This is a genomic window from Moorena sp. SIO3H5 (assembly GCF_010692395.1).
In the GTDB taxonomy this organism is placed as follows: Bacteria; Cyanobacteriota; Cyanobacteriia; order Cyanobacteriales; family Coleofasciculaceae; genus Moorena.
On sequence record NZ_JAAHHS010000017.1, the window covers coordinates 1 to 16,492 of the forward strand.

Sequence of the window (16,492 nt, forward strand, 5' to 3'; positions counted from 1 at the left end):
TTTTTTTTTAAGATACGGCCACCACCTAGATTTTCATCCTTTCCCTTCACAAGCCCTTGCCAATCAGACAAGGTTCCAACGGGGAATCAAATTAATTTTAGATCTGTGTCTTACTAAACGATTTGATCTGTTTCCCACCATGTTGGTTCCCGATGGTGCCTTCATGATTGACCGACGGATGGGAGTTGATGGCTATCCGTTGGATATTCAAGCCCTATTCTACACTGCGTTGCAGGCAGCGAGTGAGTTGTTGTTGCCAGAGGATGATTACGTTCCTGTGGTCAAGGAGCGCTTGGGTCATCTGACTTTTCATATTCGGAATTACTATTGGTTGAATTTAGACCGCCTCAAGGAAATCTATCGCTACGATGTGGAAGAGTTCGGTGAAGCGGCAACTAATAAGTTTAATGTCTATGCTGACACTATTCCTGATTGGCTAATGCAATGGTTGCCAGATTCAGGGGGATATTTTGTGGGTAACCTTGGACCAGGGCGGATGGATTTTCGCTTTTTTGCCCAAGGTAATTTAATGGCAATTATTACGTCCCTAGCTGATGAAGAACAATCCCAAGCCATTATGGACTTGATCGAGCAACGGTGGGAAGATTTAGTGGGAGAAATGCCCATGAAAGTTTGTTATCCGGCTTTGGAAGGTCGCGATTGGCAAATTATCACAGGTTGTGATCCCAAAAATACTCCTTGGTCTTACCATAATGCAGGTAGTTGGCCGTTCTTGTTGTGGGAATTAGCAGCAGCAGCACAAAAAACTGGGAAATCTGAACTGGCCCGTAAAGCCATAACCATTGCTTCCCAATGCCTGCTTAAAGATAACTGGCCAGAGTACTATGATGGTAAAAATGGTCGCCTGATTGGCAAGAAAGCCAGGAAATTTCAAACCTGGACAATTGCTGGATTATTAGCAGCACAACAGTTGATAGATAATCCTGAACATCTTAACTTAGTCAGTTTTGAGGACACTGCTGTGATGATTTGCTCTATGGATATTGCAGAAATTGTTGCCATGAACAAATAATTTTAAATTAATTTCAATTAACTTAAACTGACTTAAAATAATTTAAAATTGGTACTTGGTTAGTACCAATTTTAAATTAAGAATTACCAAAATTTCCAATGACTAATGACTATAGTATTTTTGACTTTAATGAGGTACACATAATTTGTACCTTCTTCCCTCTTTACTCTTTCCTATTGACTGCTCCCTGCTCCCTGCTCCCTAAAAAAATGTACCTTACCTAAATAAAAACAGTTATAATGAGTAATGACTAATGACTTGGGACGAGAAATTTGCGGTAATCTAGCCACAGCAGAATCACGGGAATGGCTAGTTACCAATGGAATTGGAGGCTACGCATCAGGGACAATAGCTGGTCTAGTCACCCGACGTTATCATGGATTGCTGATTGCTGCTCTCAAGCCCCCCTTGAATCGTACCCTGCTGGTGACTAAGTTAGATGAAACGATTCAATATCAAGACCAATACTATCCCCTGTATACTAACCGTTGGGCAGATGGCACAGTAGACCCCCACGGGTATAAAACCATTGAGTCCTTTCGGTTGGAGGGAACTATTCCGGTTTGGAGGTTTGCTTGTGCCGATGCACTGGTAGAAAAGCAACTATGGATGCAGCAGGGAGCCAATACAACCTATAGTCGCTACACCCTAGTCCGTGCAAGTAAACCGATTACATTATCTCTGAAAGCTTTGGTCAATTATCGGGATCACCATGGTAGTACCTATGGCGGGGATTGGCGGATGGAGATTACTCCGGTGGAAAGGGGAGTGTGGGTAACAGCATTTGAGGGGGCTGTTCCATTTTGCCTGTTGGCTGATCGGGGTGAGATCTCCCTACACCACGATTGGACAATAGGCTTTGATTTATCAGTGGAACGGTATCGTGGATTAAGCGGACGCGAAGATCATCTCCATGTCGCCACCTTTGAGACCCAGCTTAAGGTTGGGGAATCCCTGACTCTGGTGGTCAGCACTGAAGAACATCCTGAACTTGATGGCAACACAGCCTATGAAGCTCATTATCAATACCAGCAGCAGTTAATCAACAGTTGGGATGCTGCCCATGAGCTCAAAACGACCCCCAGTTGGATCCGACAATTAGTATGGGCGGCTGACCAATTTATAGTCAACCGCCCGTTAGCAGATGCACCTGATGATAAAACGATTATCGCAGGCTACCCTTGGTTTGGGGATTGGGGGCGTGATACCATGATCAGCTTGCCAGGATTAACTCTCTCGACCGGTCGTCCTGAGGTTGCTCGCACTATTCTCCGCACCTTTGCCCGTTATATTGATCAAGGGATGTTACCTAATCTGTTCCCAGATGTAGGAACGGAACCAGAATACAATACCGTGGATGCTACGCTCTGGTATTTCGAGGCAATCCGTGCCTATTACGAAGCAACGCAGGATCAGGCGTTGATAGCGGAATTGTTTCCAATTTTAGAAGAGGTGATTGACTGGCATCGTCGGGGAACTCGCTACAGCATTCACTTGGATAACGATGGTTTAATTTATGCAGGGGAAGCGGGAGTCCAGCTGACTTGGATGGATGGCAAAATCGGGGATTGGGTGGTAACGCCTCGCGTCGGTAAGCCTGTAGAGATAAATGCCCTGTGGTACAACGCTTTGGGAGTCATGATAACCTTAGGTCAGACCTTGGGTAAACCCTACCAAGAGTATGAGCAGATGGCACAGGAGACCGCCTTAGGCTTTCAGCGGTTTTGGAATAGCTCTCTAGGCTACTGCTATGATGTGCTGGATACCCAGTCTGGAGATGATGCGGCATTGCGACCTAATCAGATTTTTGCAGTATCATTACCAATGGGAAGGGGAAGCCATACACGGGGCACAAGCCTTACTCCCCTACTGGATAGGGAGCAACAGCGCAGTTTGGTGGATACGATTGCTCGAACTTTGCTGACTTCCTATGGATTGCGATCGCTTTCTGAGGATCATCCCCAATACAGTGGACACTACGGTGGCAATCCTGTTGAGCGAGACAGCGTTTATCACCAAGGAACGACTTGGGCTTGGTTAATCGGACATTTTGTCCAAGCTCATTTACGTGTATACAACGATCCTACCACAGCCCTGACTTTTCTTGAACCCATAGCCAATCACCTCCAAGCTGCTTGTGTAGGTAGCATTAGTGAAATTTTCGACGGGGATGCCCCCATGACCCCACGAGGATGTTTTGCCCAAGCGTGGAGTGTAGCAGAAGTGCTTCGTGCTTGGTTGCTGATCTCAAATTGGAATAATTACCCATAATTAACGCGCTACACGGCGATACGGGGACACCTGACAGGGGTAGGTTTTTTAGATTTAGGGCGGGAGTCGGGAGTCGGGATAAGAAAGTTGAGTGTACCTCCTAATCATTGATAATTGGTAATTGATGATTGGTAATTGATGATTGATATTAATTAATAATTATTAATTTGTAATGGCTAATTAGTAACTGTTCAAACTATACTTGATTGCATTCAGACCTTAAACCTTAAACTAACTAACCTTAAACCAACTAACAACTAAGCTAAAAATTTTAAAACCGATGCAGCTGGCCTGAGTTATGACTGAAGAACATCAAAGACTGGAAGAAGCTCGCAATCACATTATCCACTGGAAACGCTGGGGGCCTTACCTAAGTGAGCGACAGTGGGGAACAGTACGGGAAGACTATAGCCCGAATGGACAAGCGTGGGATTATTTTACCCATGACCAGGCGCGATCGCGTACTTACCGTTGGGGCGAAGATGGTATTTTGGGTATTTGTGATGATCAACAGTATTTGTGTTTTGCCCTAGCGCTATGGAACGGTAAAGACCCGATCCTTAAAGAACGGATTTATGGTTTAACCGGCACTGAAGGTAATCACGGGGAAGATGTTAAAGAGTATTATTTCTATCTAGATAGTACTCCTACCCACTCCTACATGAAGGGATTGTACAAATATCCCCAAGCTGAGTTTCCCTATACTTGGCTAGTCGAGGAAAACCAACGTCGGGGTCCGCTTGCACCAGAGTTTGAACTGCTCGATACAGGGGTATTCCAGGAAAATCGTTACTATGATGTATTCCTAGAGTATGCCAAAGCGTCAGCGGAGCAAATTTTAATCCAAATTACTGCCATTAATCGAGGACCAGATCCTCAAACCCTCCATATCTTACCTACTCTCTGGTTCCGCAATACTTGGTCTTGGAATCCTAATGCTCCCAAACCGTTAATCAAGGTTGCTAAATCTGATCAGCAATTCAGTGTGCTGGAAGCCTCCCATCCCACATTAGGACAACGCTGGTTTTACTGTGAGGGTTCACCAGAATTATTATTTACTGATAACGAAACCAATTATCAGCGCTTGTTTGGGGTAGAAAATCAGTCTGCCTATGTTAAAGATGGCATTAATAACTATGTGGTTCAAGGTGAGAAGAATGCTGTCAATCCTAGCAAAGTCGGCACAAAAGTTGCTCCCCATTACCGATTTACTATTGGTCCTGGGGAGACTCGGGTGATTAAGCTGTGGCTGAGTGATGCTCCCAATATCCCCCAACCCTTTGGCAGTGAGTTTTCACGGATTATTGCCACCCGTCGCTCAGAAGCAGATCAGTTTTACCATGCGATCGGCGTTTCGGCAAAGCCGACGCTACGCGAACGCGAAGCGTGGCCAAAGGCCTCAGCCGCGCCAAAGGCGATCGCACCACCCGGAATCAATGATGATCACCGTAATATTCAGCGTCAAGCCTTCGCAGGACTATTGTGGAGTAAACAGTATTACTACTACGATGTAGAAACCTGGCTCAAGGGTGACCCCAATCAACCCCCACCTCCACCAGAACGCCTCAAAGTCAGGAATCAGCAATGGAATCATCTCAACAATGCCGATATTGTTTCTATGCCTGATAAATGGGAATATCCCTGGTTTGCGGCATGGGATTTGGCATTCCACTGCATCCCCTTAGCAATGATTGATCCAGATTTTGCTAAGAATCAACTTGACTTAATGACGCGAGAGTGGTATATGCATCCCAATGGGCAAATTCCCGCCTATGAATGGAACTTTTCAGATGTTAATCCTCCCGTGCATGGGTGGGCAACCTGGCAAGTTTATCAGCTGGAAAAACAGTTCCATGGAAAAAGCGATCGCCAGTTTTTAGAACGGGTCTTTCAAAAGCTTCTGCTGAACTTTACCTGGTGGGTTAACCGCAAAGATTTCGATGGCAACAATGTATTTGAAGGGGGGTTTTTAGGCTTAGACAATATTGGAGTATTTGACCGCAGTTCAGACCTTCCAAGCGGAGGGTATATTGAGCAATCCGATGGCACCAGCTGGATGGCCATGTACTGTCTTAATATGCTCACTATTGCCCTAGAATTAGCGTTAGAAAACCCTGTCTATGAAGACATGGCTACTAAGTTTTTTGAACACTTCCTCTACATTGCCGCTGCGATGAATAATATTGGGGAAGATGAGACGCAATTGTGGGATGAAGAGGATGGTTTTTTCTATGATGTCCTATACTTACCTAATCGGGAACAATTGCGCCTTAAAGTACGCTCCATGGTAGGGTTAATTCCTCTGTTTGCCGTCACTACTATAGAACCAGAGACCCTCAATAAACTTCCGGGTTTTAAAAAACGATTGGAGTGGTTTATTCAACATCGCCCTGATCTCAAACGCAATGTTGCTTGTATGGAAACTCAGGGAGTAGGGGCAAAGCGGATGCTTGCTCTATGTTATATGAATGTTGGAAAAGTACTAGAAAGTGATAAATTCCGCCGCATTCTGAGCAAGTTATTGGATGAAAATGAGTTTTTAAGTGACTATGGTATCCGAGGCATTTCTAAGTTTCATAAGGATAATCCTTATCGATTTTATGTCAATGATCACGAACATCGTGTAGACTACGAACCTGCTGAATCTAGTAATGGGTTATTTGGAGGAAATTCTAACTGGCGTGGTCCAATTTGGATGCCCCTTAACTATCTGTTAATTGAATCATTACAAACCTTCCATTACTATTTAGGAGATACCTTTAAAGTGGAATGCCCGACAGGGTCAGGTAATCTGATGACCCTTGGAGAAGTTTCTGTAGAACTATCCCGGCGTCTGATTAGGATTTTCCAGAAAAATCAATCTAGTCATCGTCCTATTTATGGCAAAATTAATGAATTTCAAACTGATCAGAATTGGCACAATCTAATTTTATTTTATGAATATTTCCATGGCGATAGCGGCTTAGGAGTTGGAGCCAGCCACCAAACTGGTTGGACTGGATTAATTGCCAAACTGATCCAACAATGTGCTGAGTGTAGTGAGTCTAAATGATTTCTGGACAATACTTTTATTTAAGACGTCAGTGGTAGGGGGATCCTACCGGTATAGTTATTACATAACTCTGGCTCAATTAAGTAGGTGGGCATAAATAAACGTTAAATTATGCTACGGTACTATAGTGATATAAGAGCTCATTGTCTAACTATGAAAACATTAAGTAACTTCATTTGTGTGGTAGTAATTTTTGTATTATTTTTGTTGACTTTCCCTCAAAGCAATCTCGCATCATCATCTTGTCCAGTAGAAGGCCAAACCATGTCTAAGGTTGAACTCTATTTTGGTTTAAACATCCCTGGTGGCGGAAAAGTGGAACCTCTAGTATGGCAAAATTTCCTTGATAATGTAATAAGCCCTCGATTTCCAGATGGGCTAAGCATTGACAAAATATCAGGACAATGGCGAGATGCTAAAACAGACAAGACAATACAGGAGGAGTCCCGTATGGTGATGATCCTTTATAAGCGCTCTGCAAAGGCAGAGCAAGCTATTGAAGATATCCGTGCCGCCTATAAGTCACAATTCCAACAAGACTCAGTTATGCGTCTTGATGAGATAAACTGTGTCTCATTTTGAATCGATGGTACATCTGGACACGATATAATTCATTGAAACCAGGGTAAGCGCAAGAAAAAATTGCCCATAATGTGGATTGGATGGATATCGGTTGATCGTGGCTCGAAACCCCTATAATCTAGTATAACTGTACTCGCAATAGAATTAATTTGTTGAGAATGGCGCGGTTTTTTTATCAATAAGCCTAGGCTTATTGATTCTTGCGCTTACCCTGGTAACGAATACAAAAATGGATGTTAATAAAAAGCAAATTTCAACCTTTATTTAAACATTAAATTAAAACTTATTAAATCTTTGATATGGGAAATTTTTAACCTTGACTTACATCAGCATCACCACAGATCGATTGGAACTTATTGCCGGTACACCAGAACTGGTGCAATCAGAAATGACTCCCTCACGGTTTACTGTTTTAATTGATGCCCGCATTCCAAAAGCTTGGCCCCCAGAAGGTCATCATCCTGGCACGATGGGATTTACTGCACAACAGTTAAGGGAGGGTTCGGATCAGATTGGTTGGTGGTGCTGGTATTTTGTTCTTCTAGACAAGAGCAGAAATGAACGAGTATTAATCGGTATTGGTGGTTTTAAGGGACAAGCTACCCCGGATGGTATGGTAGAAATCGGCTATTCTGTGCTACCAGAGTTTCAAAGGGTTGGATACGCTACGGAAGCAGTGAAGGCACTGATCAGTTGGGCATTTTCCCATGTCACAATTGAGGGCGTGATCGCACAGACGTTACCGGAATTAATTTCATCTATCCGAGTTTTAGAAAAAAATGGATTTATTAAGATTGATGGAGAGTCTAAACCTGGAGTGCTTAAATTTTTGCGATTAGCCCGAAGGGCGTTGGCTAGCGAGTCACGCAAAGCTTCCGCCAAAGGCGATTAGCCCGAAGGGCGTTGGCTAGCGAACGCGTCATGGTTTGGTAAATCTTTAGAAGTATTAACATCTTTATATTAATGGTTATGGAGATGTCACTATGGAGATGTCAGCCAAATTTGCTGAAAGAGTTACCGAGCGTTTGATGGCTGGGATATTAACGTTTCCTGATGGTCAAGCTTGGGTAATTGTAGTTATCTTAATTATGATTTATGGTTTAATTGCTTTACCGATTGGTTTACGTAATGGCTTTCTGCAACTGGATCAGAAATTACTTACTATTGATAATCCCCCATTATCTCCTTTATTCAGCAAAACTGATCTAAATGCTGTTAATGTCAAAACCTATTGGCATCCAGTGCTAAAGATTATGATAACTGCTCTGTTTACCCCAGCAATACTTGAAGAGATATTTTTCCGGGTTTTATTATTACCTCATCCCTCAGAAAACCCTTCATTAATTTCAATAGCCGCTTGGTCTACAGTCAGTTTATTCATTTTTGTTATCTATCATCCTCTGAATGCTATAACCTTCTATCCGGCAGCACGGCAAACATTTTTTAAGCCGATTTTTCTATTTTTAGCTGCGCTTTTGGGAATTATTTGTACTATTGCTTATCTTCAAAGTGGCTCCATCTGGACAGCTGTCGTCATTCACTGGTTGTTTGTTGTGATCTGGCTGATTGGCTTGGGTGGCAAAAGCAGACTTTTGTAACTAAAGCTATCAGCTATCATCTATCAGCTATCAGCTATCAGCTATCAGCGTTTTTCATAACTATGAGGTAAACATTTTTTTAGCTATTGCCTATTGCCTATTGCCTATTGCCTATTGCCTATTGCCTATTGCCTATTGCCTATTGCCTATTGCCTATTGCCTATTGCCTATTGCCTATTGTCATCGGAAGAGCACACTTTTTAACTCCATCATAACTATGAGGTAAACATTTTTTTAGCTATTGCCTATTGCCTATTGCCTATTGCCTATTGCCTATTGCCTATTGCCTATTGCCTATTGCCTATTGCCTATTGCCTATTGCCTATTGCCTATTGCCTACTCCCTGTTCCCTGTTCCCTGTTCCCTGTTCCCTGTTCCCTATTCCCTTTGCTATCACACTGACACACTCAGGACTTAGTCAATTTCATGAACACTGAACTATTTGCGATTATTGCCCTATTTATCCTTGGGTTTGGTTTAATTTCTGGGCGCATTGAGAAAAGTGTGATTACTCCACCGATGGCTTTTGTTATCTTTGGAATTTTATTGAGTCCGCAATTGTTGGGTTTATTGAATCTGGAGGTAGAGCATGAGCTTGTTCGGATAATTGCTGAATTTACCTTGATTCTGGTTTTATTCACTGATGCTTCTCGGATTAATCTTAAACTGTTGCGTCGAGACTACAATTTACCGGTACGTCTGTTAGGTATTGGTCTACCGCTGACAATTATCCTAGGAACAATTTTGGCAGTACTGTTGCTTGGAGGTAGGTTAGAATTCTGGGAAGCAGCAGCCTTGGCAACAATTCTGGCTCCCACTGATGCGGCTTTAGGACAAGCGGTGGTCAGCAGCCCTCGTGTTCCGATTTGTATTCGTCAATCCCTCAATGTTGAAAGTGGTTTGAATGATGGTATTTGTTTACCGATTCTATTAATTTTCCTTTCCTTAGCTGGAACAATGGAAGGGACGGGAACAGCAAGCTTTTGGTTTCGCTTTGCTGCAATGCAAGTTATTCTCGGGCCAATCGTTGGGGTAGCAGTTGGCTATATTGGCGGTTGGTTGGTGTCACAGAGTGTTCGCTACAAGTGGATTACTCATAGTTTTGAAGATTTATCGGTATTAGGAGTGTCCTTATGCGCTTATGCGATCGCAGAATTAGTGGGGGGAAATGGTTTTATTGCCGCGTTTTGTGCTGGCTTAACCCTAGGGAATACAGCTCCATCAATTTGTGATTGTTTGTATGAGTTTGGAGAAGCAGAGGGACAGTTGCTGGTGCTGCTGATTTTTATGATTTATGGCTCAATGATGGTGTTTCCTGCTCTCGATAGCGTCAATTGGCAGATGGTATTATACGCCGTTGCGACTCTTACTATTGCTCGGATGGTAGGGGTTGCTATTAGCGTGATTGGTATGAAGTTGCGTTGGTATACTATCTTATTTCTGGGCTGGTTTGGACCGAGGGGAGTGGCTTCAATATTGTATGGTTTACTAATTTTAGAGGGGGATGGAATTCAGGGTAGTGAAGTGATGTTTAGCACTATGGTAGTAACTGTGTTGATTAGTGTGTTTGCTCATGGTTTAACGGCTTTTCCAGGAGCTAACTGGTATGGTAAGCGTATGGCAAGGTTTAAAGCTACCCATGAGATCCCAGAATTGATGCCACGGTCGGAAATGCCTGTTCGTTTGTCTTGGCGCAAATGATAGGGAGTAGGGAGTAGCTTGAACCTTGGCCTTTTGGCCTTTAGGCCACGCTACGCGAACGGCAACTCTACGCGAAAAACATTTTAGATCACAAAATTACTAGCATCATGGAGCTCAACAACATCAACATCTTCGAGAACAATAAATATCTGACTTCCATCTGAGTTGCTATTTAAAGAAGGAAACGGAAATTCTTGTTCTAATTCCCTGAAAACCCCTTGATAATTGCTGTCATCCGAACCATCTTTGTCAAACAAAACAACAGCATAATTATCCTGTGAACCAAAACTCAGAAAGCCCTGATTAATCGCATCCGCATAATTAGCAACTGTAATTCCGTTATTATTAAATAACTCAGTAAGAACAATTTTGTCACTTCCCACTTCAAAGTCGGTGATCTGATCGCCAGCATCTCGCTGTGAGGTGTACACAAACTGATCATTACCACCACCACCAGTCAGCAGATCTCGACCTTGGAAACCAGTGATAATGTCATTGTTATCAGTACCATTCAGCTGATCACTACCTGCTGTGCCATTGATAATAGTTGGCTCAGGTAAGGTCAAGGGAGCCAAAATTAGGTCCTGGTCCCTAGCTTCCTCAGCAAACTCACTGTTGGCATCGACAATTGGTAACGTTTCTGTATGTGTTATTTCTGGCGTTAGGTTACCGGATGTAGGACTAATTGGTTCAGTAAACTGGAGTTCAAAGTTACCGAAACTGTAGCTAAGTACTCCTGTTACAGTACCGAGCTCGTCACCGACATTAACGATAGGAGAGGTGCCATTCAATAGAGTATCATCAATCTGAATTCGCTCTGGATTGAAGTCACCGTCACTAATAGCATTGACATTACCTGGAACCGCCCAAATTTCACCAAAGCTATTGGTGGCAGAAACTGCTACAGCATTATTGATTTGCACCCGCATCCCTTCTAGGCTTTCGTAGAAGTCAATGCTGTCAGTAGATTCATTATTATCAATAATTTCTGTAGGTAGTATACGGTCTTCACCGATAACCACTGCAGTAGGTAAAGGGTTGTTCGATGATAAGACCCTAAGATTAGTCAGGTTAGTAATTTGAGTCAGGGTTAAGTCATTGGAACGGTTACTAGGCCGAAATTCTTCGACATCACCACTCACTTGCACCTCGTCACCGATGCTGACCGTAGGAGTAGAATCGGTAAAGACAAAAATTCCATCTGAGGTGGCATCATTATTATCTCCATAAGGGTCTTGTAGATAAAAGCCGTTGCTCGCTACCCCAGTCACAATACCTGTAGTGCCGACAGACTGACCAACGAATGGTGAGATATGACCTTCACCTTGGATCTCGTATATGGAACGTATGATTATATTGATCATATAGCTATCTTTCTGTTTATAACTAACTAGTAATGTCAGGGTGTTGTATTGGCTTTTAAACCAACGAATCTTTAGCTATTCGCTATCATGTCAGCGGTCACCTATCAGCATTCAGTGAATCTATGCAATCCCTGATCAATAAACAGAGTATAAATTTTATTTATAAAGTCTGTATAGAGGTTATTTATAATGTCTTTACAGATTTTTTTCGTGAACAATGCTTGTTATAATTACGTCTATTGGATCGTTTTTGTTTAATTAATTCACAAAAAATAATAAAGTATTCATTTATGATGGTAATTTTTTTTTGTTCACATTGTGTGATTAATTTGCTAATTGACTAGATTTTTATTTATCTGGCAAGACTTTTAAAAAAACTTGATTTAATCAGAAAACTATACCAGTTTACAAGTTACCTTTAAATGGTTAAACAGATACACTATAGCTGTAATAATTCAGCGATCAGCTTCTGAGCAGTCAGCTTTTCAATCAAGGGCACCTAATGGGCAACTGCCATGGTTTCCCACACTCGCGCTTTGCATGGCTGACAGACAAACATAGGCATTTAGCCCTGGGACGAGTCATGAGTGATGATGTAAAACCCTCAAGAAGCTGATCGCTGACGGCTTAATGCTTACACTTCCTATCAATCAGATAGACTCTTTCTAAACCTCTCCAACAGTTCCTGACGGGACAGGTTAAGCAGCACCTGAGTACGCTCTGTGATCGGCAACTGCATCAAAGGCTCAATCGTCTGGGATAACTCAAGATCAATACTGCCAAAACGCCCTGCCAGTAGATTCTCCACCATCAGGCGCTGTCCCTCTAAATTGCCTTGTTCTCGGCCTTGTTCCCGGCCTTGTTCCCGGCCTTGTTCCCGGCCTTGTTCCCGGCCTTGTTCCCGGCCTTGTTCCCGGCCTTGTTCTAAAGTTTCTTCCCGCCAACGCAAATAAGCTGGTGATAAATTCATAATTAATTCCCTCTCATCTTCAGTTAAATCTTCACTCTCCTCTATTTTGATGCGCCAGTTGGCCAGAATCTCTAAGATGTTGCCCCGTAAAGGGTGCCCGACTGGCAGTGCCACCAATTCGTTAATGGCTTGGGTTTGAGTGCGATTGCGTCCCAAAACTCTCAACCAGAGGGTTTCTTCTGTAAGAGGTAGCTGGTTTATGGCCACCAGAGCTGTCTTGAACAACTCAGGCAAAAAATAGACTCCCTCGACCCAATTCCCTGAATCATCAAGTTTGGCACCAAAACCATTCAATAGCTTGGTTGAACAGGAAGGGGACAGAATCCATAAACAGGGTAAGTCGGTTTCACTGACAGAGTTTTTCTCTCGTCGTGCCTTGCGCTGCAGGTCACCGTAGAGGGCAAACAACTTCAGCAGACAATTGCGCACCGCCATGTACCCGATGGCATTGCGGAATGGTTCCACTAAACAGGCCGTAGATACCATCTGACCGAGCAATCCTAAAACCTGGAGTGGTGTGGATGAAGAAGGTGTTGGTAGAAACCAAATATCCACTTGACGAACTTCACTGGTTATTTCCCGGCTAATTTGCACCTGACCATGAGGTGTTAGCAACTCCGTGAGATACTGTTTGGCAAATTGGTCGTGTGGCTGTCGGGTCATTAATCCTAATTCTTTGGGGGTAGTATTAGTAGCCTTTCACCGATTAACTGGCTAAAAACAGATCCCATGGATCTTGACTTTTTGACCAAGACCTGAAACACCATCTTCTGTCAAGTCTTGCCCACAGACGTCATACTAAAATGGCACTACACCTTAAAAGCACTCTGGGCGCTCCCCTTAGAATAGAAAAAATTCCTCACAGTGCTCGAAGCCACCTAATTAGTCATGACAGTAGCCACCACACCTGTTGAAACCAGTGCGATTTTGCTGAGAATGCCTCCAGCACTGGATATGAATGATGACCAGTTCTTTGAATTTTGTCAGATTAACCAAAAATTACGCATTGAACGCACATCGGCAGGAGAAATCATTATTATGTCTCCAACGGGGGGAGTAACAGGAAACCGAAATTTCAAACTAATTCAACAGCTTGCCAACTGGACGGATGACGACGGTACAGGCATTGGCTTTGATTCCTCTACTGGTTTCAAGCTTCCCAATGGTGCAGAACGTTCCCCTGATGCTGCGTGGATTAAGGTAGAGCGTTGGGATACCATCCCAACCGAGAAACAGGAAAGGTTTGCTCCCATCTGTCCTGATTTTGTCGTGGAATTACGCTCTCCTAGTGACAAGCTACAAACCTTGCAAAATAAAATGACCGAGTATATAGATAATGGGGCAAAGCTGGGCTGGCTGATAGACCGCAAGCATCGACGGGTTTATGTTTATCGTCCTGGGGTGGAAACTGAACAGTTAGACAATCCTGCTACTGTTAGCGGTGAGCCAGTTTTGCCTGGTTTTGTGCTAAAGCTGGAGAAAATTTGGTAAGGGTCTTAATAGAAGAATGCGCGAATTTAGAATGCGCGAATTTAGAATTACATTCTTCATTATTTGATCACAAAACCCTTTCGCTATGCATCCCCCGCCTGCTTCGCGCTACTCGGGGGAATTTCGCGAATTCTATTAAAACACCCTGTTGATTGTAACCACTAATCGAGCCATGAACATTCCACGGCTACACCCAAACACTATTGAAGCAGTTAAGGAACGGTCTGACATTGTGGATGTCATCTCGGAGCATGTGGTATTGCGTAAGCGTGGCAAAGACCATGTCGGTCTCTGCCCCTTCCATGAGGAAAAAACTCCCAGTTTCACGGTCAGTCCCTCTAAACAACTGTATTACTGCTTCGGCTGCCAAGCTGGGGGGAATGCGATTAAATTCCTGATGGAGATTGGCAAGCACTCCTTCTCAGATGTGGTGCTGGATTTGGCACAGCGCTACCAGGTGCCAGTCCAAACCCTCCAACCGGAACAACGGGAGCAATTACAACGGCAACTGTCTCTACAAGAGCAACTCTACGAGATTCTGGCCTTAGCAACAGCTTTCTATCAACATGCCCTTAGACAACCCCAAGGACAAAAGGCGCTAGAGTATTTGTGCGGTCAAAGGGGACTGAGTGAGGAAACCATTATTACCTTCGCGCTAGGCTATGCTCCAGCTAGTTGGCAAACTATCTACCGCTATCTGGTGGAACACAAACGGAAGCCAGTGAAGCTAGTTGAGGAAGCGGGATTGATTAAGCCTAGGGACAATGGTGGGTATTATGATGGCTTTCGCGATCGCATTATGATTCCCATCCACGACACCCAAGGTAGAGTGATTGGCTTTGGTGGTAGAAGTCTCGGGGATGAGCAACCGAAATACCTCAACTCTCCAGAAACTCCCCTGTTTGATAAAAGTAAAACCCTCTTTGCCCTAGATAAAGCTCGTAATTCTATTACCAAGGAAGACCAAGCTGTAGTGGTAGAAGGATATTTTGATGCGATCGCACTCCATGCTGCAGGAATTACTAATACAGTCGCCTCCCTTGGTACCGCTTTTAGTTTAGATCAAGTCCGGCAACTATCGCGCTATACTGAATCCAAGCAAATTGTGCTCAACTTTGATGCGGATGCTGCTGGGACCACTGCTGCCCAAAGAGCCATTGCAGAAATTGCTAACTTAGCTTACCAAGGGCTTGTCCAACTACGGGTACTCAACCTACCGGATGGCAAAGATGCTGATGAATTCCTCAAATCCGCTCCTGACGCTACGGAACAATACCAACAACTGTTGCTCAATGCTCCCTTGTGGCTGGATTGGCAGATTGATCAACTCCTGATTGGCAAAGACCTCCAACAAGCCAATCAATTTCAGCAAGTCGCCCAAGCTATGGTTAAGTTACTAAAGCAATTGGACGACATTAATCAGCTCACTTATTATATTAACCACTGTGCTCAAATTCTCAGTCAAGGACAAGGTAAACTAGTATCTCTATACATAGAAAATTTCCAAACTCAACTCCAAAAACCCCTGAGAGCTGCCTTTAAGAAATCCTCACCTCGGTTAAAGAAACCGAAACAACAGGGTAATCAAGACTCAAACCTACCTGTTGGTAAAGAGCGCATCCTTTTAGAAAGAGCCGAAGCCTTACTATTACGGATTTATTTACACTGTCCGGAGTATCGACAAACAATTATTGATACTCTAGACCAGGGAGATTTACTGTTTAGTCTCTCTCATCATCGATTCTTGTGGCAACAAATTATTGAACTGCAAGGGATAGGGACAGAGTTTCACACTACCACCCCTGAACAGCTAATCTCCCGTTTACAAGACCGGAGTTTACAATTTCCTAGGGAAATTACTCAAGTCGCCCATCTGTTTCATCTTGACGAAGCCTGTAAAGAAGATATTTTGCGAGCCCCGATGGTAATACAGGCAGCAGCAGCTTCTCTAGAAATAGTAGCTTTGGAAAAACATCGGCGCTATTGTTTAGAGCAATGGCAAAAAATTGACATTAGTAATGATTGCCAAGGTAAGCAATACTATTGGCAAGAATGTCAAGATGCTAATCGCAGGCTTCTTGAATTAGAGAAGATACGTCAGGTCGGTATTTCAGATCTATTAACTCTAAATTCACTATAAAATTGGCGTTGCTTCATAATGGAATGATTTGAATAGTTTTGTGGAATGCTAATCAGGCGTGGAAGCGATGCAGCGCGGTCTTGGGAAGGCAGCGCGGTCTTGGGGGTCTCCCCCGGAGACGAAACCTGATTACGTTGAGCCTTTATGGTTGGTCGGCTATGCAGAAAAGGGGTAAAACTTATTGATTAGCGTGATTTGCGCGGTCTTGGGGGTTTCCCCCATGAGCGACTGCATCAAGACAAGGCTCAACTGTCTTACGGTAACTTCTAACCATGAGCGACTGCCGTGGT

The 16,492-nt window shown here is 43.5% G+C and carries 13 protein-coding genes; 11 read left to right on the forward strand and 2 right to left on the reverse strand.

Translation table 11 applies throughout. From position 1 onward, the window contains the following. From F6K52_RS03530 to F6K52_RS03570, 9 genes are all read left to right on the forward strand, one after another. Positions 1-1,033, forward strand: a 1,033-nt coding sequence (locus F6K52_RS03530; protein WP_293074123.1) for a glycoside hydrolase 100 family protein, incomplete at its 5' end; no start/stop codon positions are given. 98 nt (positions 1,034-1,131) lie between these two features. Continuing rightward, on the forward strand, positions 1,132-1,257 hold the full coding sequence (locus tag F6K52_RS03535; RefSeq protein WP_293074126.1) for a hypothetical protein: 126 nt from the start codon (positions 1,132-1,134) through the stop codon (positions 1,255-1,257). Positions 1,258-1,279: 22 nt separating this feature from the next. Further along, entirely contained in the window at positions 1,280-3,304 is a 2,025-nt protein-coding gene (locus tag F6K52_RS03540) for an amylo-alpha-1,6-glucosidase (RefSeq protein ID WP_293074129.1), read from the forward strand. A 298-nt stretch (positions 3,305-3,602) separates the two neighbouring features. Then, positions 3,603-6,356: a glucosidase gene (locus F6K52_RS03545; protein ID WP_293074132.1), complete on the forward strand. Its 2,754-nt coding sequence runs from the start codon at positions 3,603-3,605 to the stop codon at positions 6,354-6,356. A 153-nt stretch (positions 6,357-6,509) separates the two neighbouring features. Further along, positions 6,510-6,938 carry a DUF3574 domain-containing protein gene (locus tag F6K52_RS03550; RefSeq protein WP_293074135.1) on the forward strand — a complete coding sequence of 143 codons (429 nt, stop codon included), beginning with the start codon at positions 6,510-6,512 and terminating at the stop codon, positions 6,936-6,938. Between the two features lie 316 nt (positions 6,939-7,254). Next, positions 7,255-7,830 carry a GNAT family N-acetyltransferase gene (locus tag F6K52_RS03555; protein ID WP_293074139.1) on the forward strand — a complete coding sequence of 192 codons (576 nt, stop codon included), beginning with the start codon at positions 7,255-7,257 and terminating at the stop codon, positions 7,828-7,830. 91 nt (positions 7,831-7,921) lie between these two features. Then, complete coding sequence (locus F6K52_RS03560; RefSeq protein ID WP_293074143.1) at positions 7,922-8,536, forward strand: CPBP family glutamic-type intramembrane protease; 615 nt, start codon at positions 7,922-7,924, stop codon at positions 8,534-8,536. A 241-nt stretch (positions 8,537-8,777) separates the two neighbouring features. After that, complete coding sequence (locus tag F6K52_RS03565) at positions 8,778-8,954, forward strand: hypothetical protein (RefSeq protein WP_293074146.1); 177 nt, start codon at positions 8,778-8,780, stop codon at positions 8,952-8,954. 8 nt (positions 8,955-8,962) lie between these two features. Beyond that, a complete protein-coding gene (locus F6K52_RS03570) occupies positions 8,963-10,237 on the forward strand; it encodes a sodium:proton antiporter (protein ID WP_293074151.1) in 1,275 nt (424 codons plus the stop codon). Between the two features lie 83 nt (positions 10,238-10,320). On the opposite strand, the gene F6K52_RS03575 is transcribed toward F6K52_RS03570, so the two are convergent. Then, positions 10,321-11,601: a hypothetical protein gene (locus F6K52_RS03575; RefSeq protein ID WP_293074154.1), complete on the reverse strand. Its 1,281-nt coding sequence runs from the start codon at positions 11,599-11,601 to the stop codon at positions 10,321-10,323. A 646-nt stretch (positions 11,602-12,247) separates the two neighbouring features. Next, positions 12,248-13,234, reverse strand: a complete 987-nt coding sequence (locus tag F6K52_RS03580) for a hypothetical protein (RefSeq protein ID WP_293074157.1) — start codon at positions 13,232-13,234, stop codon at positions 12,248-12,250. Positions 13,235-13,459: 225 nt separating this feature from the next. On the opposite strand from F6K52_RS03580, the gene F6K52_RS03585 reads away from it, so the two are divergent. Together F6K52_RS03585 and dnaG are read left to right on the forward strand one after the other, a co-directional pair. After that, positions 13,460-14,062, forward strand: coding sequence for a Uma2 family endonuclease (locus F6K52_RS03585; RefSeq protein ID WP_293074160.1), 603 nt, complete (start codon positions 13,460-13,462; stop codon positions 14,060-14,062). A gap of 172 nt (positions 14,063-14,234) precedes the next feature. Then, the gene (dnaG, locus tag F6K52_RS03590) at positions 14,235-16,202 is read left to right on the forward strand and encodes a DNA primase (protein WP_293074163.1); all 1,968 of its coding nucleotides are present in this window, start codon (positions 14,235-14,237) and stop codon (positions 16,200-16,202) included. Positions 16,203-16,492: the final 290 nt, after the last annotated feature.

What these genes read in the sequence shown, in the direction of transcription:
- F6K52_RS03535 (WP_293074126.1), top strand. Translation starts at nt 1,132, where the DNA reads ATGACTAATGACTATAGTATTTTTGACTTTAATGAGGTACACATAATT.
- F6K52_RS03540 (WP_293074129.1), top strand. Translation starts at nt 1,280, where the DNA reads ATGACTAATGACTTGGGACGAGAAATTTGCGGTAATCTAGCCACAGCA.
- F6K52_RS03545 (WP_293074132.1), top strand. Translation starts at nt 3,603, where the DNA reads ATGACTGAAGAACATCAAAGACTGGAAGAAGCTCGCAATCACATTATC.
- F6K52_RS03550 (WP_293074135.1), top strand. Translation starts at nt 6,510, where the DNA reads ATGAAAACATTAAGTAACTTCATTTGTGTGGTAGTAATTTTTGTATTA.
- F6K52_RS03560 (WP_293074143.1), top strand. Translation starts at nt 7,922, where the DNA reads ATGGAGATGTCAGCCAAATTTGCTGAAAGAGTTACCGAGCGTTTGATG.
- F6K52_RS03570 (WP_293074151.1), top strand. Translation starts at nt 8,963, where the DNA reads ATGAACACTGAACTATTTGCGATTATTGCCCTATTTATCCTTGGGTTT.
- F6K52_RS03575 (WP_293074154.1), bottom strand. Translation starts at nt 11,601, where the DNA reads ATGATCAATATAATCATACGTTCCATATACGAGATCCAAGGTGAAGGT.
- F6K52_RS03580 (WP_293074157.1), bottom strand. Translation starts at nt 13,234, where the DNA reads ATGACCCGACAGCCACACGACCAATTTGCCAAACAGTATCTCACGGAG.
- F6K52_RS03585 (WP_293074160.1), top strand. Translation starts at nt 13,460, where the DNA reads ATGACAGTAGCCACCACACCTGTTGAAACCAGTGCGATTTTGCTGAGA.
- dnaG (WP_293074163.1), top strand. Translation starts at nt 14,235, where the DNA reads ATGAACATTCCACGGCTACACCCAAACACTATTGAAGCAGTTAAGGAA.